At 57.5% G+C, this 21,053-nt stretch carries 18 protein-coding genes; 7 read left to right on the top strand and 11 right to left on the bottom strand.

Annotation, left to right across the window (positions count from 1 at the left end; all coding sequences use genetic code 11):
* Window positions 1–116: 116 nt before the first annotated feature.
* Window positions 117–299 carry a hypothetical protein gene (locus IPP88_23640; protein ID MBL0125528.1) on the bottom strand — a complete coding sequence of 61 codons (183 nt, stop codon included), beginning with the start codon at window positions 297–299 and terminating at the stop codon, window positions 117–119.
* On the bottom strand, window positions 296–1,075 hold the full coding sequence (locus tag IPP88_23635) for an HD domain-containing protein (GenBank protein MBL0125527.1): 780 nt from the start codon (window positions 1,073–1,075) through the stop codon (window positions 296–298). The genes IPP88_23640 and IPP88_23635 overlap by 4 nt, the downstream gene beginning before the upstream one ends.
* Before the next feature lie 161 nt (window positions 1,076–1,236).
* Here IPP88_23635 and IPP88_23630 point away from each other — a divergent pair, with 161 nt between their 5' ends.
* The 3 genes from IPP88_23630 (at window position 1,237) to IPP88_23620 (ending at window position 5,914) form a co-directional block, all read left to right on the top strand.
* Entirely contained in the window at window positions 1,237–1,446 is a 210-nt protein-coding gene (locus IPP88_23630) for a DUF465 domain-containing protein (GenBank protein ID MBL0125526.1), read from the top strand.
* Window positions 1,447–1,607: 161 nt separating this feature from the next.
* Window positions 1,608–2,828, top strand: coding sequence for an efflux RND transporter periplasmic adaptor subunit (locus IPP88_23625; protein MBL0125525.1), 1,221 nt, complete (start codon window positions 1,608–1,610; stop codon window positions 2,826–2,828).
* Window positions 2,825–5,914, top strand: a complete 3,090-nt coding sequence (locus tag IPP88_23620; GenBank protein MBL0125524.1) for an efflux RND transporter permease subunit — start codon at window positions 2,825–2,827, stop codon at window positions 5,912–5,914. Before IPP88_23625 ends, IPP88_23620 begins: the two co-directional genes overlap by 4 nt.
* Before the next feature lie 218 nt (window positions 5,915–6,132).
* Here the strand turns inward: IPP88_23620 and IPP88_23615 are convergent, their stop codons facing one another.
* Window positions 6,133–6,810: a lytic transglycosylase domain-containing protein gene (locus IPP88_23615; GenBank protein ID MBL0125523.1), complete on the bottom strand. Its 678-nt coding sequence runs from the start codon at window positions 6,808–6,810 to the stop codon at window positions 6,133–6,135.
* 127 nt (window positions 6,811–6,937) lie between these two features.
* Between IPP88_23615 and IPP88_23610 the strand changes: the two genes are divergently transcribed.
* Window positions 6,938–10,888, top strand: coding sequence for a PAS domain S-box protein (locus IPP88_23610; GenBank protein MBL0125522.1), 3,951 nt, complete (start codon window positions 6,938–6,940; stop codon window positions 10,886–10,888).
* A 59-nt stretch (window positions 10,889–10,947) separates the two neighbouring features.
* Here IPP88_23610 and IPP88_23605 read toward each other — a convergent pair whose 3' ends face one another.
* Window positions 10,948–12,189: a beta/gamma crystallin family protein gene (locus IPP88_23605; GenBank protein ID MBL0125521.1), complete on the bottom strand. Its 1,242-nt coding sequence runs from the start codon at window positions 12,187–12,189 to the stop codon at window positions 10,948–10,950.
* A gap of 296 nt (window positions 12,190–12,485) precedes the next feature.
* Between IPP88_23605 and IPP88_23600 the strand changes: the two genes are divergently transcribed.
* Window positions 12,486–13,634 carry an iron-containing alcohol dehydrogenase gene (locus IPP88_23600; protein MBL0125520.1) on the top strand — a complete coding sequence of 383 codons (1,149 nt, stop codon included), beginning with the start codon at window positions 12,486–12,488 and terminating at the stop codon, window positions 13,632–13,634.
* A gap of 287 nt (window positions 13,635–13,921) precedes the next feature.
* Here the strand turns inward: IPP88_23600 and IPP88_23595 are convergent, their stop codons facing one another.
* The 7 genes from IPP88_23595 to IPP88_23565 form a co-directional block, all read right to left on the bottom strand.
* Window positions 13,922–14,518, bottom strand: coding sequence for a lysophospholipid acyltransferase family protein (locus tag IPP88_23595; GenBank protein ID MBL0125519.1), 597 nt, complete (start codon window positions 14,516–14,518; stop codon window positions 13,922–13,924).
* A 27-nt stretch (window positions 14,519–14,545) separates the two neighbouring features.
* A complete protein-coding gene (locus IPP88_23590; GenBank protein ID MBL0125518.1) occupies window positions 14,546–14,782 on the bottom strand; it encodes a hypothetical protein in 237 nt (78 codons plus the stop codon).
* Window positions 14,783–14,863: 81 nt separating this feature from the next.
* Window positions 14,864–15,877 (bottom strand): hypothetical protein, encoded by a 1,014-nt coding sequence (locus tag IPP88_23585; GenBank protein ID MBL0125517.1) that lies wholly within the window; start codon window positions 15,875–15,877, stop codon window positions 14,864–14,866.
* A gap of 124 nt (window positions 15,878–16,001) precedes the next feature.
* Complete coding sequence (locus IPP88_23580) at window positions 16,002–16,400, bottom strand: response regulator (protein ID MBL0125516.1); 399 nt, start codon at window positions 16,398–16,400, stop codon at window positions 16,002–16,004.
* A 91-nt stretch (window positions 16,401–16,491) separates the two neighbouring features.
* Window positions 16,492–16,881, bottom strand: coding sequence for a response regulator (locus tag IPP88_23575; GenBank protein MBL0125515.1), 390 nt, complete (start codon window positions 16,879–16,881; stop codon window positions 16,492–16,494).
* Window positions 16,882–16,922: 41 nt separating this feature from the next.
* Window positions 16,923–19,166 carry an arginine/lysine/ornithine decarboxylase gene (locus IPP88_23570; protein ID MBL0125514.1) on the bottom strand — a complete coding sequence of 748 codons (2,244 nt, stop codon included), beginning with the start codon at window positions 19,164–19,166 and terminating at the stop codon, window positions 16,923–16,925.
* Window positions 19,167–19,260: 94 nt separating this feature from the next.
* Complete coding sequence (locus tag IPP88_23565; protein ID MBL0125513.1) at window positions 19,261–19,995, bottom strand: rRNA pseudouridine synthase; 735 nt, start codon at window positions 19,993–19,995, stop codon at window positions 19,261–19,263.
* An 88-nt stretch (window positions 19,996–20,083) separates the two neighbouring features.
* On the opposite strand from IPP88_23565, the gene IPP88_23560 reads away from it, so the two are divergent.
* On the top strand, window positions 20,084–20,398 hold the full coding sequence (locus IPP88_23560; protein MBL0125512.1) for a hypothetical protein: 315 nt from the start codon (window positions 20,084–20,086) through the stop codon (window positions 20,396–20,398).
* A gap of 66 nt (window positions 20,399–20,464) precedes the next feature.
* Window positions 20,465–20,962, top strand: coding sequence for a cupin domain-containing protein (locus IPP88_23555; protein ID MBL0125511.1), 498 nt, complete (start codon window positions 20,465–20,467; stop codon window positions 20,960–20,962).
* The last annotated feature ends 91 nt before the right edge of the window (window positions 20,963–21,053 follow it).

Here is a 21,053-nt window from a genome sequence, read left to right as displayed (position 1 = left end):
GCATAGCAAAGCGCGAGGAGGCGACGTGGCGGGGACCACGGCAACGACGAGCAACGCCGCCATGCGGAAAAAGACGCGGTTTCAGGTATCGAAAATTCGTAAGGCGCGACACTAGGCTATGCGCCATATGCGGTCAGCGCTTCAGGAGGCGTACGGCGCAATTCGTAGGTATTGCTCGTGCTGATCTGTTTGGCAAAATGCACGTTCTTGGTGGCGGCATGCATATAGAGATTGAATCCCCCGAAATGCGTCGCGGCGAAGTTATACGCACCACACAAGTCGTACTCAAGGCGATTCACGGCCGTGTCGAAAATGCCGGGGTCTTCCGTACCAGATCGTCACCGGAATGAAACACGACTTCCTTGCCATTCTCGGTACTCTTGACCGCAATGCCGCCTGCCACAAACTCGGTGTAAAGGCGGTCGCGGCATTTTTCCAGATAGCAGCGATCTGACATCTGCGCAATGATGTCCGCGGAACCGAGCAAACTCCCCAGCATTCGCAACAGCGGATCCTCGATGAGAATATCACCAACGCGTTTTTCAAACCCAGTGAAATGGACCAATTCCGCGCCAGCCACCACCATTTCGCCCATGCCGATCTGCGGCAGGTAGCCGCGCAGAAACGCTGCGCCGCGCGATACGTGGTTGAGCGTGTATTCGGCACCATTCTTGGCCACGGTATCCTGCGTTGTACGCAAGTATCCGATGTCGTGAAACAGCGCAACGACAATACCCAGTTGATAAAGTCGCACGCCGAGTGCGGGCGTGTTACGGCGCGAACGTTCGTAGCCATCCATCAACCGCGCCATGGCAAGAGTGACGTCCATGACATGCTGAACGTCGTGATAGAGCGTATCGCAGGCGACATAACCCGGGTAATCGCCGCGATAAAGGCGCGACATGTCGGCAAAGGCCGTATCCATCCCCGCATGCGCGGCGCCCGGATAAAGCAGGCGAAACAATCGGGCGATTTCCCGCTGAACCGCTGCCGGATCGGTCGTCTGAATCCGGTTGGTTACATCAAAATCGTTCCGACGCACCTGCATGGTCGTGAGCCCGTCCATTGGTTGCATTGTTTTTTTCCGCCGCGACATCATCCCGCCGCGCCAGCACTACGCAATGGGACATTTGACTACCTGCGAGGAAAAAAATCAACCGCCCGCCAAAATCGTCATCCACGTATGCAAACATGGCGCCCGGCGGTATAGTAGATGACTCACGTGATGGCATGATCATGAATACTGTCGAAACAATCGAAGCGATCGAACGCCGAATCATCGAGTTGAAGCAGGAACACCGGGATCTGGACCTGGCAATCGGCGTACTGGTTGCCACACCGATCCATGACGAGCTTCAGCTGAAACGGCTGAAGAAACGCAAATTGCTGTTGAAGGACCAGATCTCCTTTCTTGATGGGCAGTTGACGCCGGACATTCCCGCATAAAGTGGGAACTTTTTTGCCTCACGCCTGCCGGTTATTCGACAGGCACCGGTTCATGTGTTCCGTAGATCGCCATCGTGCAGGGTCAATCCCGATTCGGAGGATAATCGGCCCTTCGGGGATTACGTCATTTCGCGCGCCCACTCTCACAGCCTTGCAAAAAAATGAATAAAACTCTCGCTCTTGCCGGCGTATTTGCGGCGTTACTGCTTATTGGCGGAGGCGGGTACTGGATCGGCAAGAACCAGTCCAGTTCCGTCGCATCAAATACCTCCGCGCCTGGCGGATCTCAGGCGGCGGCCAAGACAAATTCGGGCGGCCCCAGTGCCCCGGGAGGAATCGCGGTCGAGGCGATCACCGTTAAATCTGTCCGCATGGCACAGGGGCTCACGGCGGTCGGCTCATTGCGCTCGGACGAGTCGGTCACCGTTCGGCCCGAAGTCTCGGGGCGCATCAGCGAATTCGGTTTTCGCGAAGGTCAGCGCGTCGATAAAGGCGCAACGCTGATTCGCTTTGATACTTCTGTACAACGCGCCGAACTCGAGCAGGCCGAAGCGAATCTGGGTCTCAGCAAAAGCCGTCTCGAACGATCACGCGACCTGTTCACCAAAGGCTTCATATCCGCACAGGCTCGCGACGAAGCCGAAAGCAATTTCAAGGTTGCACAGGCAACCTACGATCTGTCGCAGGCTCGACTGACCAAACTCGAAATCAAGGCGCCCTTTTCCGGCATTGTCGGCCTGCGCATGGTCAGCATCGGCGATTACGTCAAGGACGGTCAGGATATCGTCAATCTCGAAGGAATCGATCCGCTGAAAGTCGATTTCAGGATTCCGGAGATCTATCTCAAGCAAGTCGCGGTCGGCCAGTCGTTGCAGATTACGCTCGATGCGTTCTCCAACCAGACATTCCAGGGCAAGGTCTTCGCAATCAATCCGCTGGTTGATACCAATGGCCGTTCCATCGTCATCCGCGCCCTGGTCAAGAATAGCGACGCACGCCTGCGGCCTGGCATGTTCGCACGGGTGAGGCTGCTGTTCAGTGACGAACGCGATTCGGTGGCGGTTCCCGAACAATCGCTGATTCCGGTCGGTGAAGAGCAATTCTTGTTCAAAGTCGTGGATGGGCGCGCGCAGCGCTTCAAGGTGGAAATTGGCCAGAGGCGGCAGGGGCAGGTGGAAATACTGCAGGGTTTGGCGGCCGGTGACATGGTGGTGACAGCGGGCCAGCTCAAGCTGCGCGATGGATCAGCAGTAAAGATCACCGACGAGTCGCGTCTTGGCAAGATTGAGCCGAAATCCGCCGCCGACGATGCCAAGACTGCATTGCCGGGCGGGGTTGTGGGAAATTCAAACGCCGGCGCGAAGGAGGGAGCGAAATCATGACGCTGCCGGAGTTATGCATCAAGCGCCCCGTTTTGGCGACCGTCCTCAGCCTGGCGGTGCTGCTGATCGGATTGATTTCCTATAGCCGGTTATCGGTGCGCGAGTACCCGAAAATTGATGAGCCGGTGGTCAGTATCGAGACCGTGTACAAGGGGGCATCGGCAGAAGTCGTCGAATCGACGATCACCAAGCCACTGGAAGACTCCTTGTCCGGCATCGAGGGTGTCGATGTGATGACGTCGCAATCCCGCGCTGAACGAAGCCAGATAAACGTCAAGTTCAAGCTGACACGCGATCCGGATTCCGCCGCGGCGGACGTACGCGATAAAGTGGCCCGCGTGCGCGGCCGGCTGCCCGAAGCGGCAGACGACTCCATCATCGCCAAAGTCGAGGCCGATGCAGATCCCATCATGTACATCAGTTTCAATAGCGACAAGCACACGGCGATCGAAGTTTCCGACTACGCCAATCGCTATGTCAAACCGCGCTTTTCAACGTTGCCCGGTGCGTCGGATGTGCGTATCTTCGGCGAACGCAAGATATCGATGCGAATCTGGCTGGATCGCGGAAAATTGGCGGCGTACAAATTGGGGCCGGCGGACGTGGAAGATGCCTTGCGCCGCCAAAACGTGGAAGTGCCGGCCGGCCGCATCGAAAGTCGCTCGCGCGAGTTCTCGGTGCTCGCACAGACGGACCTGCAAACGCCCGAGCAATTCAACAATATCGTCATCAAGGATGCGGGAGGCTATCCGGTCAGGCTTCGGGATGTCGCGCGCGCGGAAATCGCGCCGATCGACGAGCGCGTCATCGCCCGCTATCTGGGCCGCAATGCCGCCACGTTGGCGATCGTCAAGCAGTCAACAGCGAACCCGCTGGAACTATCGGTCGCGGTGCGCGTGGAGGCGGCCGAGATCCAGAAAACGTTGCCGCCGGGGATGAAACTGGAAGTCGTCTACGATACTTCGCTGTTTATCGAACAAGCCATTGACGCGGTTTTCGGCACTATCTGGGAAGCAATATTGCTGGTCGCCCTCGTCATTTTTCTGTTCCTGCGCAACCTGCGCGCGACCATCATTCCGCTGATCACCATCCCGGTATCGCTGGTTGGCGCTTTCGCGTTGATGTACTTGTTCAATTTCAGCATCAACACGCTGACGCTGCTGGCAATGGTACTGGCCATCGGCCTGGTGGTGGATGACGCCATTGTGGTGCTCGAGAACATATACCGCAACCTGGAATCGGGCATGGAGCGCACGGAAGCTGCCATCAAGGGGGCGCGCGAGATCGCCTTTGCCGTGGTCGCGATGACTCTCACGCTCGCGGCCGTATACGCGCCACTGGCCTTTGCGACCGGTCGAACCGGACGGCTGTTCATCGAATTCGCGCTGGCGCTGGCGGGTGCGGTCGTCGTTTCCGGATTCGTTGCCTTGACGCTCTCCCCAATGCTGTGCTCGCTCATCCTCAAGCATGAAGTCAAGCATGGCAAGGTTTACAACGCGATCGAATCGGCATTGTTGAGGTTGACGGCGGCATACAAGCGCACGCTGACGGCCCTCCTGCACAAGCGTGCTGTCGGCGTCAGTCTGTGGGCCTTGTTTGTCCTGTTGGCAATTCCACTGTTCTTCAGCCTGAAGCAGGAACTTGCGCCCATCGAGGATCGGGGAATCATCTTTGGCGTCGTTTCGGCTCCGGAAGGATCAACCGTCACCTACACGTCCGGCTACGTCCAGAAAATCGAGGATATCTACAAGGAAATTCCCGAAATGGCGCGCTATAACTCAATCGTTGGCTTTCCGACGGTATCCGACGGTCGCGCCATCCTGCGCCTCAAGGACTGGACGCAACGGACTCGCAGCCAGCAGGAAATCGCGCGCGATCTGGCACCCAGGTTTCGGGCCTTGGCGGGCGTGAACGCGTTTGCCGTCAGCCCTGCATCGTTGGGCCAGGGACGCGACAAGCCATTGCAATTCATCATCATGACGTCGGCGCCCTATGAGCAACTGCAACAATTTGTCGATCGCCTGATTGCCGAGACGGCGAAAAATCCCGGTCTCATCGATGTGGATTCGGATCTTCGATTGAACAAACCCGAGCTGAAAATCGCCGTCAATCGCGACAAGATTGCCGACGTGGGCGCCAACGTCGAGTCGGTGGGCCGAACCCTGGAAACCATGCTCGGCGGACGCCAGGTCACGCGATTCAAGCAAGATGGCGAGCAATACGATGTCATCGTGCAGGTGGCCGATGTCGATCGATCCAATCCCGACGACATCACCAACATTTACGTACGTGGTCGCAACAATGAGATGGTGCAACTCTCCAATCTGCTCACTGTGCGCGAGTCGGTGGCGCCACGCAGCCTCAATCACTTCAATAAATTGCGCGCCGCTCGAATCGATGCCAACCTGGCCCCCGGTTATGCCATCAAGGACGCCATCGACTTCATGAAGGAAGCCTCGAAGCGCGCCCTTCCCCCCACCGTGCAGAACGATCTGTCCGGCCAGTCGCGTGAGTTTCGCGATTCGTCCGGCAGCATCTACTTGACCTTCGTGCTCGCGCTGGCGTTCATCTACCTGGTCTTGTCCGCCCAGTTCGAGAGCTTTGTCGACCCGTTCGTGATCATGCTGACCGTGCCCCTGTCCATGACCGGCGCCTTGCTCGCGCTGTGGCTGACCGGCGGGTCGCTCAACGTTTATAGCCAGATCGGGCTGATCACGCTGGTTGGCCTGATCACCAAGCACGGCATCCTGATCGTGGAATTTGCCAATCAGTTGCAGGAACGCGGCATGGCGCTGCGTGAAGCCGTCATTGAATCGGCGACGTTGCGATTGCGGCCGATCCTGATGACGACCGGCGCGATGGTGCTCGGCGCCATCCCACTGGCGCTGGCGCGCGGCGCGGGTGCAGAATCACGTCAAGTAATTGGCTGGGTAATTGTTGGCGGCATGTCACTGGGCACGGTGCTGACGCTGTTCGTGGTGCCGACTTTTTACACGATCTTTGCCCGCAATCACCAGCATCTCCGCGACGCCGCCGCGCAGGCACGTAGTGATATCGGCACCGCGCTGCCCGCTGCGGGCGATTAGTTCTTGCGAACGTAGCCGATACTCTCGCTCGGCTCACAATGGGCGCTCCAGGCGCCCGTGACGCCCGCGTCAGGCGGGAATCCAGCTTTGCAAACTGTGGTGATATCGTCGCGAACCTGGAGCCCTGAAGTATGAAAGCAAACACAAGCACTGGCGCGGCGTTACAGCCATTTTCGGCCTGAACGCCGCTACAGTGCTAGTGTTTCACTTACGGGAAATCAAAACCGGCTGAGATCCGGGCTGCGATAGAAGCTGAGCACTTTCGGCACATACGCCATCGTTTCCGGATATGGCGGGATACGATTGCCGGCACGAATCACCGCATTTTCACCGGCGTTATAACCGGCAATGGCCAGTTCCATATTGCCGTTGAACATCTTCAGCAGATCGCGCAAATAGCGCGTGCCGCCCTGAATGTTCTGGCCAGGATCGTAGCTGTCCTGCACCCCATACCGCTGGGCAGTCGCGGGAATCAGCTGCATCAGGCCGACCGCACCTTTGGACGACACCGCATTCGCGTTGTAGCCGGATTCCGCGCGAATGACGGCGTGAACCAGCTTCGGATCAAGTCCATGCGCGCGGGCGGCGTTGTCGATGATGGGCACCAGGCGGGAAATATCGACGGCCGATGGCGCGCTGGCGGACCATGCATTCGGCCGGAATTGGCCATTGGTGGGAATGCGGTACACAAGTTTGTAACGGCGGTCGAGATGCGGCATGTTCGAAAAATGGGTGATGCCGTTCTCGTCCTTGAACGAATAGATATTTGCGCTTGAATCCGACGCGTAAATCGCACTCGCCAGTACGCAGGCAAGCGCCAGGCAGACGCTCACCGCCCGAAGAAAAATACTTCTAGGCTGAGGATAAATGCGTCGTGACAGGTCTTGAATTGGCATGCGTTGTGATGCTCACATTAAGAATATTTACAAACTCATTGAATTTTATAACTATTTTCGATTCAATGTCGACTTTTCCTGCCTGTTCGACCTTTTTAACCCCGCACCGTTCATGTAACCTAGCCAAATGAATCGTTCAAGCCCGAAAGCGGCATCGTCACTGAAAGCGACCCTGCGCAAAATTGAGTTGCCGTGGTTTGTCCTCGCCGCACTGCTCATCTCCACCCTGTTTACGGCATACCAGAACGCCCGGCAGGTCCACGCTGATGCCCAAACGCGCTTTCAGGAGATTGCACAAGGCGAACAAGCGGCCATCGTCAGGCACTTGCGCGATTTTGAAGACCTGATGCACGGCACCTCGGCACTCATGGTTGCCCTGCCCAATTTGGGGCAATCGGCATGGGACGCTTTTTTCGACACGTGGATGCCGGTACCGGAAAATTACGCGGGGTTGGTCGCTTTGCAATATGTACCCACTTTAGCCGCGCTGACGCCTTCGGCGGCCAGCACGGCCAGCCTGACTCGCGTGTTTTCTCCCACACGACCCGGGCAGCAAGTCGCTCCGCTGAATAAACTGCCTGAAATCGCTGACGCGATCGCGCTTGCTGACAGCGGCCGCCGCACCGTGATGTCGCGGCCGTTGGCAGATACACCCGGCTTGCCCACGATGCAATCACCGGTCGCCCTGGTGATGATCGCCGGCAACGACGGCTCGGCACGAAGTCTCGCCGGACGATCGACAATTCCTCGTGGCTATCTGATCGCCATCATCGATCTTAACCTGTTGATGTCGCATCTGGCACAGACCCGATCCCTTCCCGTCACGCTTGAGCTTTATGACGGTGACCGACGTGTCTACGCGCCGACGGAAATCCTGACCGCATCAATCCAGCCGGAAATGTCGGTCGATGCGCCAGTCGAATTTGGCCAGCGCACATTTCGCCTGCGCACCAGTTCCACACCCAGGCTTGAGAGCAAACTGCAAAACAACACGCCGCGCACGATTTTGTTGATCGGCGTCCTTGGCGCGATCCTGCTGGGCGGCCTTATCTGGCTGCTGACCAGTTTGCGCGAGCAGGCGGAGGCGCTCGCCGCGAGCATGACGCGAAAACTTCAGGAGCAAACCAAGTTCACCGAGGATCTGATTGAATTCAATCCCAGTCCCATTTTTCGCAAGGACAATGAAGGGCGCTTCTTGTCGGTCAACCGCGCCTGGGAGCAACTCGCCGGCCGCAAGCGAGAAGACGTTCTGGGCAAGATGTATCACGATTTTCAGGCGGAAGACGCCGCGCGGCAAAATGAGCAACTCGACCGGAAACTGCTCGAGTCCGAATCCGGTTATGAAATGGCCGAGGCCTTCATCACCAACGCCGACAACAAACAATTCGAGACCATCATTGCCAAGCAGGTGTTGCGCAGCTCCGACGGTCGCGCCGAAGGCCTCATTGGCACCATCACCGATGTAACGCCGATCAAACGTCTGGAACGAGAACTCGCCCAGCAACGTGAGCAATTGAGTCTCGTCATCCGCTCTTCGCAACAAGGCATCTGGGATGTCGAGCTGAAACCGGATGGCGCGACTTATTTCTCGCCAAGATTTCGCGAAATTCTCGGTTATGCCGAGGACGAGTATCCGGTCACTTTCGATTGGCGAGCGACCATTCATCCGGATGACCGCATCGCGTTTCAACAACGCATGATCAGCCATTACAAAGGCGAGACACCGCTGTTCGACATCGAGTCCCGCGCGCGGTCCCGAGACGGAAACTACCGATGGGTGCGTTGCCGAGGCATTGCGCAACGCGATTCGACCGGCTGGGCGGTGCGATTTGTCGGCTCGATTTCGGATGTAACGGATCGCAAAATCGCGGAGATGAATCTCGTGGAAGCCAACGTGCGCGTGATGCAGGCATCTCGTGCCAAGGAGGCGTTCCTCGCAACCATGAGCCACGAAATTCGCACGCCGCTGAACGGCGTACTGGGTATGACCAGCCTGCTGACCGAAACGCCACTGAATGACGAACAGCACGATTACATACGCCTGATCCGCGCATCTGGCGATACCCTGCTTCGTTTGATTGACGACGTGCTGGATTTTTCCAAGATTGAATCTGGTCACATGGCGCTGGAGTCCGTGCCAGTCGAAGTCGTGCTCGTAGCCGAAGAGGCCTTTGAGCTGGTGGCCGAGAAGGCGCGTGAAAAAAATCTGGCCCTGTTGTTTGAGATGAACGACGACGTGCCCTTTTACATTCTGGGCGATGCCACGCGGCTGCGGCAGATCCTGCTGAACCTGTTGTCCAACGCAATCAAGTTCACGGCAAAAGGCGAAATCAAGCTGACACTTTCCACCCGGCAAACATCTGATGGAAAAATGGAGCTCGAAGGCCAGGTACGCGATACCGGCATCGGCATTCCCGCCGATCGGGCGTGCAAGCTTTTCCAGCCATTTACGCAGGTCGATACTTCCACAACCCGCAAATACGGTGGCACCGGGCTGGGTTTGGCAATCTGCAAACGGTTGACGCAACTGATGGGCGGCGAGATCCGCGTGGAGAGTATCGAGGGCGAAGGCTCTGTATTCATTTTCACGATTCTGACCGAGCCTGTGCGCGGGCCGCTGAAGCCATACATGCAGCGTGACGTGGTTGATTTCGTCGGCAAGCGCTTGCTGGTCGTCGATCGCAATGCGAGCCGCCGGTCAATTCAGATGAGCCGCTATAGCCGCTGGGGATTTGAGACCGTCACCGTCGCGCCGGAGCATGCTGCCGACGTTTTTCAGCGCGGTCCGCGGTTCGATGTACTCCTGACCGATATGGTATTGCCGACACCGGAATCCATCACCCTTCAGGCGGTGCTCGCCGAGGACGACGCGGCGCGCACGCAGCGCGGCGAGCGGTTGGTGGCCTCGGTAATGCAGTCGACGCTATCGCGCGCGGAATTGTCCGCACGCGGTATCAGGCCGCTACTGCGGCACGAAATCTTCCTGGTGCGGCCGGCGGGACGTGCGCGCCTGTTCGATGTATTGAGGCGCGCGGTGCTTCGTGAACCGCATGTCGATATTGCCACGCGGCCGTATACACCCGAGCCGGTATATGACCGCGACTTTCAAGCCGCGGCGCAGGCAAATCCTCAGAAATCGCGCCAGACATTTGGAGCTGCCCTAGGCGTTGGGCCAAGCAGCGCACCCATGCTGAATACATTGATCGCCGAAGACAATGAAGTCAACCAGCGTGTGATCCAGGGCATGCTGACCAATCTCGGGCATCGCAGCACGGTGGTCGGCGACGGACGCAGCGCGGTGGAACGCGCCAGCAAGGAGGATTTCGACCTGGTTCTAATGGATATTCACATGCCGGAACTGGACGGCGTTGAAGCGATGCAGGAAATTCGCAAAAATCTGAAAGGCAAAAAATGTCCACCCATTGTTGCCATGACCGCGCACGCCCTTGCCGGTGACCGCGAGCAATATCTGGATGCCGGCATGGACGATTACCTTTCCAAACCAATCCGCACTGCTGATCTTGTCAAACTTCTTGACCGGGTCACCAGCCGGACAAAGGTGGCGCCGCCAGCCAAACGCGATGGGGCGGTTGTGATCCGGGCCACTGCCAACCCATCGCCGGCGAATCCACGTATCGACAACATCGCGATTCTGGACATCGAGCAATTGCAGGACTTGCGTTATCTTCCCGCCGTGCCCGGCGAGACGATCGTCGAAAATGATCCGGTTGGCGGGTTGATTCGCCTGTTTCAGACGAAGGCGATCGAACGCATGAAATTAATGGAAGGCCTGCTTGCCGCGAGCAATTGGCACAGCTTGTCGGAAACGTCTCATAGCCTGCGTGGCGCCTCGGCCAGCATGGGCTTTCCGCGCGTCGCATTGTTGTGCAAGGATCTGGAACTTGCCGCGCGATCGCTGGCTGACAGCACAGATAAATCGTCCCATCCGGAAAACGGCGCGGATCTGGCCGGACTGCTGGAACAAATCAATCGACACTATGCGGAAGCCGAACAGGCGCTGACAGAATGGCTGGCAGCCACTCCCCATGCACCGGTCGAATCCGCGAATCGTTTGTAATTCGCCTCTCGTTGCAAGAAGGTGACGCGCGCAAGGCGCGTCACCCGATGCAGGCAAGACTATCGACTGATGCGGCGCGCTGATGAAATCTGATCGTTCAATCCATATACGCTTCGATACTCACCAGGCCCATAAACGACGCAACGCCCGCTGTAGAGCGCATCCACGCAAACCTGCCATTGACCGCTATGAACGATGAGCGACGAAACCGTGTCGTTGAAGTTGTGCGGCGCAAGGTCCGGCACATCGCCGCGTGCTTCAAACCGGCGGCCCGCAAAATCATCATGCTCGAACAGAACCACATCCGCCCGATTGCGGTCAGGTCGTGATGGACCGGGACGATTACCCGCAACCCTTGCCGAAGAGATGGACCGGTAGACCGCACCTTCGAGCCGGACATGGCGTCCCGGACCGATCACGCGGCAGTCGCCGCGAAAATAGTGGTCGCTGCACACTTCCCAATAGCCGCTTTCAACGATCGCCGACGCGGCCGCATCGTTAAAGCCCGCCGCACCCAGATCGACCATGTTCTCGGTCAACGCCATACTGCGACCACCGAAGCGATCCTGATCGTAGAGGATCAGGCGGCCCTGGTCGGGTGGACGGCTGGCGTGACGATCGCCGCTGGGACGATCACCAATTTGCGGAGGATACCTGCCACCGCCAATCACCACCGGGGCATCGTTATAGCTGCTCGCCATTCGCGCCGATGAAGCCTGGTTGGTCATGCCGGGTCCCAGGTCCGCATAGCGCCCACCGCCATAGGTGCGGCAGGACCCGCGATAGTCGGCGTTAATGCAAAGCTCCCACGTGCCCTCGTGGACGATCATTGACCCGGCGCGATCATTGAAACCGACCGACGCGAAATTCGCGGTATCCCGATCGAGCAATACCGACCGCCCGCGAAATGCGCTACCTTCAAACAATTCGATTCGGCCACGACCGTACGAGGTGTAATTGCCGGTTTCGCCCGCGTAGCTCGCGACATCACGCGCGGAAGAAAGACGGCCATCGAAACGGCTGTCGAGCGTGCGATATTCACCCCGCGATAATGTCGCGCACTCGCCCTGGAATTCGGCATCGGTACAAACCTGCCACGTGCCCGAACGCACGACAATGCTCGAAGCGCGGTCATTGAATCCCGCCTGTGCAAAATTGGCCGTGTAACCGCGAAGCGTGATCGACTGCCCGGCGAAGCCGGGGTATTCGTAGAAAGTAATCTCGGCGGCCGCAACCGTCAATGCGATTGTTGTCGCGATCCCGATTGCCAGCCTGGCGAGAAATTGTCTGGTTCTGAACATACGCACTCCTCTTGTGTGAAAGACGATCGAATCGTTTTAAGAAATTTTTCCACATCATAACAACGTCGGACGTGCTGGTGCGGATGACGCTTCACTGTGCAATACAAATCGAAAGTCGCCATTCGGCGCGGCGTTTGGGGCAAAACGGCCTGCGAAAGCGCGTCAATGCTGGTGATACGCGATGAGGGTGGCGATTGCGCCCGTCACTTCGCGCGTTGTCCCGCGCCAGGATTGACGAACTGTCCAATCCCGCGAAAGACTAGAATCTCAACTACTGCCTGGACGAGATAAATAACATGGCTTTCATCTTCTACCTGACCCATATCCATATCGGCGCCGATTCGTTACTGCAGCTCAAGAGCGAATGTGAACGCATCGGCATCCTGCGTCCGCTGATTGTGTCCGACAAAGGCGTGGTCGCGACCGGAATCGTCGAGCGCGTGACGGCAACGCTTCCCGGCATGTCTTGCACATTATTCGATGACACGCCGAGCAACCCCACCGAAGCCATGGCCCGTCGCGCCGCCGATTTGTATCGCGACGCAGGTTGTGACGGATTGATCGCCGTCGGTGGCGGCTCGTCCATAGACCTGGCCAAAGCGGCCGCCATTCTCGCCACGCATCCAGGCGAACTAAAAACCTACGCGACCATTGAGGGCGGTGGTCCACGGATCACGGAAGCGGCCCTGCCGTTGATTGCCGTGCCAACGACCGCGGGCACCGGCAGCGAAGTCGCGCGCGGCGCAATTGTCATCCTCAACGACGGTCGAAAACTCGGCTTTCATTCATGGAATTTGCTGCCGCGTTCGGCCATTTGCGATCCCATGCTGACGCTCGGTTTGCCACCGTATCTGACGGCAGCAACAGGCATGGACGCCATTGCCCATTGCGTCGAGACATTCCTGTCGGCGGCATTCAATCCTCCCGCCGACGGCATTGCTCTGGATGGACTCGAGCGCGCATGGTCGAGCATCGAGAAGGCGACGCGGGACGGCAATGACGTCGATGCGCGCCTCAACATGATGAGCGCGTCGATGCAGGGCGCGATGGCGTTTCAGAAGGGTTTGGGTGCGGTGCATTCTCTTTCGCATCCCTTGGGTGGACTGAAGGTCGATGGCAGGACCGGATTGCATCACGGCACCCTGAACGCGGTAGTGATGCCGGCGGTGTTGCGTTTCAATGCCTCGGCACCATCAGTGATCAAGGAAAACAAGATGTCCAGGCTGAAACACGCAATGCGGCTCAATGACGCCGACGACCTCGCCGACGCCGTTGTGCAGATGTGTACACGCCTCGGACTGCCGCTGGGCCTCGGCCAGATGGGCGTGCAAAAAGATATGTTCGATGCCGTCATCAACGGTGCGCTGGTGGACCATTGTCACAAAACCAATCCCCGCGAGGCGAGCGCGGCGGAGTACCGGCAACTCTTGACTGAATCTTTCTGAAGTTTTCACCGGCAGGTGCTGTCAGCGCGAAAGCGCTTTTCGTGCAAGAGAGTCCGCGCCAAAAAATGCCCGATCCCTTGGGGGGATCGGGCAAACCGCTCTCGGAGGAGAAATTGACGATGGAGTTAACCACCGCACTTGTCTATAAGCATTTGCCATGCCAACTCGTGAAATGCCGATTTGTCTTTGTCGTTCAATGACTAAGCACTTCGTCCTCATTTGTTGCGTTGCACCAAAGCTGAACAATTCCGTGGTGCGTGCGCGCCGAGTTGGCGCATAGACCGGATTTATTGCGGGGCTTCCTGCCAGACTTTTCGGTATTTGCCTCGGATCGGCCGATAGAAATCAAGAACCTGTTTCATATCGCTCTCAACATCGTTGCTGGGTACAAGCAACGGCCCAAAGCCCACGACTTTGCGCGAGAAATCAAAGTACGCAAGCAGTACCGGTGCCTTGGCGGCATGCGCGATATACAAAAATCCCTTCTTGAAACCCTTGTCGAGTTGACGCGTCCCTTCCGGCGCAATCGCGAGCACCATGCGATCGACACGATTGAACGCGGCGACCGTTTCGCCGACGACACCATGCGATTGGGTGCGGTCAACCGGAATGCCGCCGATGGAACGCATCCAGCGGCCAAACCAGCCACGAAACAGAGTGTGTTTGCCGAGGAAGGAAATCTTCACATCCATCGCCCACAGCGCCAGCACGCCAATAACGAAATCCCAGTTGGTCGTATGCGGCGCGACCGCGATGACCAGTTTGGGCACGTCCGGCAACGACCCTTCGAAGCGCCAGCCGGACCACCGCAGCAGCGTGCGCCCGAGCGCCATAGTGATGGTTCCACCCCGCCGTGCGTAGCTGGCCGGAACGATATCGATCATCAGGAAACCAGCGGCGAGACCGGCTCGCTATTTCTTCAGTGCCAGCAATGCCTCGCGCAACGAATCTTCCGATAGCGCGTTCACGCTGCTCGCCATTGCTTCGGCGAGCGGGATTGCCGAGACCGGGAGTCTCGCGATATTCACTTTCTCGACAAATTTGGCAGCGGCCCCGGCAACAAGCAGGAGCTTTTCACGGTCCGCCATCAGCATTTCAATTTCGCTGCGAAGCATTTCCACTTCGGGCATATCGTTGGTTTTCTTCATTTGGTCAAGTTCCTTTCAACCACGATTTTATCGTGGATACGCAGTGCTTTCCCTCAATGCCATACATTGGCATGCATTGCCTCAAGTCGTCCCTGCAAACGGCAAGTTGAGCAGCAGATTCTGCGGCTTCAACTTGAGCTGGTTGTCCTCGATCATCGCGAGGCCGAGATAAACAGGCTTGCCGGCCACATCTGCACGCATGTCTGTCGAATCGGCAAATTCCAGGCGGAAAAGCGAAATCAGCCGTGCGTGCCGCGTCGCGTCGACTTCGCGATTTTCATAAAGGTCATTCAGAATTGCCGTGGACTCGATATCCAGTCCGAGATGCCAACGCCAGTTGGGGTCTTCAACGTTCTGCAGCGGCACGATATCCACGGTGGCGCCGTTGAAATGCGCAATCCATTTCGCAAGCAATCGCGACAGTGCAGGCAGCCCGTTACGACCGTGCGTCAAATCCAATAAATAGGCGTAGCGGCTTTCTCGCAGCCAGTAGAGTTGCGCGTTTTCATGCGACATCACATCCATATTCATTTCGCGAAGCGGCGTGCCCTGCTGCGCAAGCATGCGCCCGACGCTGCCGAAACCGCCCGTTTCGGCAAACATCTGAATCGTCTCGGCATCGGCCACCAGCACCTGCCCACCCTCGGTGGACACCCGCTGCCGGCGAAAGAACATTTCACCCGCCCGCAGCTCGTACGTATCCTCACAGCCTTCCAGCAGCCCGCGAACAATGGCGTGCGCAAGCAAATCGACAAACAGCGGCGGAATATCGACCGTGCCTTGGCGAAACAATTGCAGGTAATAGCGTTCCAGCGTGACCGCGTCGACGAGGCCTTTGCGGAATTTCAGGAAGTACGCGTAGTTCTCGCGGGTATCCGCGTCTTCAACTCGCGCCAGTTCCGCGGCAGTCACGGCCTGCTGCGGATTTTCCAGCAATTGCGCGTGCAACGCGAGCTCGTGCGGGCCGGATTCAGCAATCGGCGCTAGCTCCGGGCGCGCCAGGATCAACTGCAAATATTCCGGTGTGACGCGCAGCCAGCCGTGATCATTGCGCTGCAATGTCTGATAACCGCTGGATTGCCAGAAGTCCTGCATCAGGCCGGGCTAGCGAAAAGTGAAACCCTAGCGCTGGCGGGGCTTTCAGGGAATTTTTCGCCAAAAAACCGCGCCAATTCCAGTGTTTTGCATTTATTGACGGTCGTTGCCCGCCGCCCGCTCTTCATGTCGGATCTGCTTGAGTTGCGAAATCATCCCCCAGCGCGTCACGCAACATGTCTTCCGTCAATGGCTTGACCAGGTACGCCACCGCGCCCGACGCAAGCGCCTGTTTACGCAGAGCGTCATCATCGAGGGCAGAAATCATGACGATGCGGGTATCGGCATTGGGGGTTTGCCCAAGATTGGTCAGCAGGCTCAGGCCCGACAATCGCGGCATGCGCACGTCGCACAGCACGATGTCGTATCGCGCAGACTGACAGCGCCGCAACGCATCCAACCCGTCAAAGGATTGCTCGACGTCGAAGTTCAACCGATGCAGCATCTGAGTGACGTGATCGGTGACGGTTTCATCGTCATCGACCACCAATGCACGGAATTTTGTTTTTTTACTGGTTCCCATTGGTCTTGAAAATGGAGGAAAGTACCCGCCGAAGTGTATCCCATTGCAAAGGCGGTCACCTGCGAGCCCTGTCCTGCCAACGCACTGCCCGCTATACGCTTGCCGCGGCGCTCGTTACGGCGTCAATGATGGCGCTCGCCGTTGCCGGCTTCAGCAAATAAGCTGCGGCACCCGCGTCAATGGCTTCACGTTGGAGTTTCTGGTCTTCCATGGCCGACAACACCACGATACGATGCGGCGTTCCGGGCGGCAAACGCAGGTTCTTCAGGAAACTGATGCCGGAAAGACGCGGCATGCGCATATCAATGGTCACCACATCATAGGGCGCAGCGCGAAATCGATTTAGCGCCGACATGCCATCGCAGCAGGTGTCCACGTGATATCCCAACTTTCGCAGAATCCCGGAAACGAATTCCACCGTGGTCGCGTCATCATCGACAACGAGCGCGCGCCGCGCTTTGCTGCCATTCACATCATTCATTGTTTCAACTGTTTCTATTTTGCGCTTGCCGTATTTCCCGCTTATTGTTTAACGCAATCCACGAAATACAAGGCCTTGCCGTCCTTAACCTGCTCGACGAGCCCGTGGATATCGGTTTCGAAGCCGGGAAATTTTGCGTTGAACTCGCGGGCAAATTTCAGATATTCGACGATCGTACGATTGAAGCGCTCACCGGGAATCAGCAGCGGAATGCCGGGCGGATAAGGCGTCAGCAGCACGCTGGTGATGCGGCCCTCGAGGTCATCGATCGGCACACGGTCAATTTCGCGGTGCGCCAATTTCGCGAATGCATCGGCAGGCGTCATCGCCGGCTGCATATCCGAGAGATACATTTCCGTCGTCACCTTGGCGACATCGTTGGCGCGATACATATCGTGAATCTGGTGGCACAGATCCTTCAGGCCGAGGGATTCGTATTTCGGCTGCGCCGCGACGAATTCCGGAAGGATTTTCCACATCGGTTGATTCTTGTCGTAGTCGTCCTTGAATTGCTGCAACGCCGTCAGCAGCGTATTCCAGCGACCCTTGGTGATGCCGATGGTAAACATGATGAAGAAAGAATACAGGCCGGTCTTCTCGACGATAACGCCATGCTCGGCCAAAAACTTGGTGACGATGGAAGCGGGAATGCCGGTCTTGGCAAACTTGCCCGAAACATCCAGCCCCGGCGTGATGATGGTGGACTTGATCGGGTCCAGCATATTGAAGCCGGGCGCCAGGTTGCCGAAGCCGTGCCACTTTTCGTTGGCCTTGAGCACCCAGTCTTCGCGCGAGCCAATGCCTTCGCGCGCCAACTTCTCCGGCCCCCACACCTTGAACCACCAATCCTTGCCCCACTCGTCATCGATTTTGCGCATGGCACGGCGGAAATCCATCGCTTCCGCAATGGATTCTTCCACCAACGCGGTGCCGCCGGGCGGCTCCATCATCGCCGCCGCCACGTCGCAACTCGCAATGATCGCGTATTGCGGCGAAGTCGAGGTATGCATCAGATAGGCTTCGTTGAAAATGTGACGGTCGAGCTTGCGTGTTTCTGACTCGCGGACGACGATTTGCGAGGCCTGCGAAATGCCGGCCAGCAGCTTGTGCGTCGAATGCGTGGCGTAAATCATCGCCTCTTTTGGCCGCGGACGATCCTTGCCGATGGCGTGCATGTCCCGGTAAAAATCATGAAAAGTCGCGTGCGGCAGCCACGCCTCATCGAAGTGGAGATTGTCAATATTGCCATCGAGCAAAAGCTTCAGCGCTTCCACGTTGTAGAGCACGCCATCGTAAGTCGACTGGGTGAGCGTCAGAATGCGCGGCTTGGCTTTCTTGTCCTTGATGAACGGGTTGGCTTCTATCTTCTTGCGGATATTTTCAGGCTTGAATTCGTCGAGCGGAATCGGGCCGATGATGCCCAGGTGATTGCGCGTCGGCATCAGGAACACGGGATTTGCGCCCGTCATGATGATCGCGTGCAGGATCGAGACGTGACAGTTGCGGTCCACCACCACCACGTCGCCCGGCGCCACATTGGCGTGCCACACCATCTTGTTGGAGGTCGATGTACCGTTGGTGACGAAGTAACAATGATCGGCATTGAATATGCGCGCCGCATTGCGCTCGGAGGCCGCCACCGGCCCTGTGTGATCGAGCAACTGCCCGAGCTCTTCCACCGCGTTACACACGTCCGCGCGCAGCATGTTTTCGCCGAAGAACTGGTGAAACATTTGTCCGATGGGCGACTTGAGGAACGCGACGCCGCCGGAATGGCCCGGGCAATGCCATGAGTAGGAACCGTCCTGCGCGTAATGCACCAGCGCACGGAAAAACGGCGGCGCCAGCGAATCGAGATATGACTTGGCCTCGCGGATGATATGGCGCGCGACAAAATCCGGCGTGTCCTCAAACATGTGGATGAAGCCATGCAGCTCGCGCAGGATATCGTTCGGAATATGTTGCGAGGTCTTGGTTTCGCCGTAGATATAAATCGGGATCTCGGCATTCTTGAAGCGTATTTCCTCGATGAACTTGCGGAGGTTGAGCACCGCCGGATCGAGTTCCGGCCCGGGCGTAAATTCCTCGTCGTCGATCGAGAGAATGAAAGCAGACGCCCGACTCTGCTGCTGCGCGAACTGCGATAGATCGCCGTAACTGGTCGCCCCCAGTACCTCCATGCCTTCCTTCTCGATGGCATCGGCCAGCGCGCGGATTCCCAGGCCGGAAGTATTCTCGGAACGGAAGTCTTCGTCGATGATGACGATGGGGAAGCGGAATTTCATGAAGTGTCCTTCAATTGGAATACGGGACTGGTGTTGTGATGGCTGCGAGCGCGGGATTATACGGCAGACAACTTTTGCGGACGCGATTTCATGTTCAGAAAGTCTCATCCGCGCGCAGAAACCGCCACTGCCCGATCGGCAAATCGCCCAGCATCACCTTGCCGATTCGAATGCGTTTCAGGCCCACCACGCGCAAACCCACCATCTCGCACATACGGCGGATTTGCCGCTTCTTGCCTTCGCGCAAAATGAAATCCAGCTGATCTTCGTTTTGCCAGCGAACCTTGGCGGGCTTCAGCGGCTTGCCATCGAGCGACAGCCCATGATTGAGGCGTTTCAAATCGTCATCGGATAATTTTCCGACGACACGTACCAGATATTCCTTTTCGACATCAGAGTCTTCGCCGATCAGTTGCTTCGCGATTCGTCCATCTTGCGTAAGCACCAGCAGCCCCGTCGAATCGATATCCAGCCGCCCGGCCGGCGCCAATTCCTTCAAGTGCTCGCGTTTGAAAGCGATAGTTTCACCCGGCACTTGCGTCTCCGGCCGGATTAACACGATTGCCGGCTGATAACCCGGCTCCGGCTGACTCGACACATAACCGATGGGCTTATTCAGCAACACCGTCATGCGCTCACCCTGCGCGGCCTGCGCGGGAAGATCGAGCTTGACGACCACGTTCGGCAGCACTTTGGTACCGAGTTCACTGACGCGCTTGCCATCGACAAATACCCAGCCGCGCTGAATGTATTCGTCGGCCTCGCGCCGCGAACAAAGTCCGCGTTCGGACATCAATTTGGATAAGCGCAGGGGTTCCAGTGTTTCCATGTAATCGTCGTTCTCGCCTTAGCTCAGCGGTAGAGCACTGCCTTCACACGGCAGGGGTCACTGGTTCGATCCCAGTACCGCCCACCAAATGAATCAGCAATTGACGGCGCTCATGGCGCCGTTTTTTATTTGTGCGGTGAAGATGGTGACATGCGCCTCGGTAGGGGCAAGACCGTTGCCGGGCGAGAGAAGTTATCCCGTACCGGTCAAACATATGAAGGCGCGTGACATCATTTTTTTGCACAAACTTCAGCACTGGCGCGGTGTTTCAGGCATTTATCGCCTGGAATGCCCGTCAAATGGCGATGTACAACTTGTTGTGCGGAGAATCGCGGATAATTTCATGTCTAGCGAGGAGAATTCGCGCCTTCGTCACTTCCGCATAGTTGGAAATCCAAGTTAGGTTGAATGTTGGAAGATGATATTGAAAGATTCGAATTTGTATGGGCCAAATTTACCAGGAGCCAAAATGGACGAGCGACCGAATTTCATACGCCATTGGCGTGATTTGGAGAGAGCCGACGATAGCCACTACCCCGACAGTGAGGAGCTTCTTTCGATCGGCGCGCCAATCGGCCAGTTGCTCGGAATGACGCGGATCGGCATTCATCATGAGCGCTTGCTTCCCGGACGTCGAACGTCGTACCCGCATGCCGAAAGTGCGGAGGAAGAATTTGTCTATGTCCTGGAGGGCCATCCAGATGTGTGGATCGACGGCACCCTCCATCATTTGGACCCTGGCGTCTCCGTTGCGTTTCCCGCCGGCACCGGGATATGCCACACGTTCCTGAACAATACGGAATCGGAGGTAATGCTCCTTGTTGTTGGCGAGAAACCCAAGCCGGAGAACCGGATTCACTATCCCATGAATCCTGAACTTGAAAAGAAACGCAAGGACGCATGGACCGATGTGCCGTCACGGGTGCTGGGTGGGCATGACGGCAAGGCGCGGGCGGGTACGGCTTGATCCTTGCGAACCTACCCGTCGGCATCTGTCTTGCGCTACTGGGAATCGAGCAGTGGAGTCAACATCGAATGAGCCAAAGAGCACGTCGTTG

It is taken from the genome of Betaproteobacteria bacterium (genome assembly GCA_016720925.1).
In the GTDB taxonomy this organism is placed as follows: domain Bacteria; phylum Pseudomonadota; class Gammaproteobacteria; order Burkholderiales; family Usitatibacteraceae; genus UKL13-2.
The sequence above is the reverse complement of the archived record's forward strand: the minus strand, read 5'-3'. Positions and strand labels throughout refer to the sequence as shown.

What these genes read in the sequence shown, in the direction of transcription:
- IPP88_23625 (MBL0125525.1), top strand. Translation starts at nt 1,608, where the DNA reads ATGAATAAAACTCTCGCTCTTGCCGGCGTATTTGCGGCGTTACTGCTT.
- IPP88_23615 (MBL0125523.1), bottom strand. Translation starts at nt 6,810, where the DNA reads ATGCCAATTCAAGACCTGTCACGACGCATTTATCCTCAGCCTAGAAGT.
- IPP88_23565 (MBL0125513.1), bottom strand. Translation starts at nt 19,995, where the DNA reads ATGGAAACACTGGAACCCCTGCGCTTATCCAAATTGATGTCCGAACGC.
- IPP88_23590 (MBL0125518.1), bottom strand. Translation starts at nt 14,782, where the DNA reads ATGAAGAAAACCAACGATATGCCCGAAGTGGAAATGCTTCGCAGCGAA.
- IPP88_23635 (MBL0125527.1), bottom strand. Translation starts at nt 1,075, where the DNA reads ATGCAACCAATGGACGGGCTCACGACCATGCAGGTGCGTCGGAACGAT.
- IPP88_23595 (MBL0125519.1), bottom strand. Translation starts at nt 14,518, where the DNA reads ATGATCGATATCGTTCCGGCCAGCTACGCACGGCGGGGTGGAACCATC.
- IPP88_23585 (MBL0125517.1), bottom strand. Translation starts at nt 15,877, where the DNA reads ATGCAGGACTTCTGGCAATCCAGCGGTTATCAGACATTGCAGCGCAAT.
- IPP88_23570 (MBL0125514.1), bottom strand. Translation starts at nt 19,166, where the DNA reads ATGAAATTCCGCTTCCCCATCGTCATCATCGACGAAGACTTCCGTTCC.
- IPP88_23630 (MBL0125526.1), top strand. Translation starts at nt 1,237, where the DNA reads ATGAATACTGTCGAAACAATCGAAGCGATCGAACGCCGAATCATCGAG.
- IPP88_23605 (MBL0125521.1), bottom strand. Translation starts at nt 12,189, where the DNA reads ATGTTCAGAACCAGACAATTTCTCGCCAGGCTGGCAATCGGGATCGCG.
- IPP88_23555 (MBL0125511.1), top strand. Translation starts at nt 20,465, where the DNA reads ATGGACGAGCGACCGAATTTCATACGCCATTGGCGTGATTTGGAGAGA.
- IPP88_23560 (MBL0125512.1), top strand. Translation starts at nt 20,084, where the DNA reads ATGAATCAGCAATTGACGGCGCTCATGGCGCCGTTTTTTATTTGTGCG.
- IPP88_23580 (MBL0125516.1), bottom strand. Translation starts at nt 16,400, where the DNA reads ATGGGAACCAGTAAAAAAACAAAATTCCGTGCATTGGTGGTCGATGAC.
- IPP88_23575 (MBL0125515.1), bottom strand. Translation starts at nt 16,881, where the DNA reads ATGAATGATGTGAATGGCAGCAAAGCGCGGCGCGCGCTCGTTGTCGAT.
- IPP88_23600 (MBL0125520.1), top strand. Translation starts at nt 12,486, where the DNA reads ATGGCTTTCATCTTCTACCTGACCCATATCCATATCGGCGCCGATTCG.
- IPP88_23620 (MBL0125524.1), top strand. Translation starts at nt 2,825, where the DNA reads ATGACGCTGCCGGAGTTATGCATCAAGCGCCCCGTTTTGGCGACCGTC.
- IPP88_23610 (MBL0125522.1), top strand. Translation starts at nt 6,938, where the DNA reads ATGAATCGTTCAAGCCCGAAAGCGGCATCGTCACTGAAAGCGACCCTG.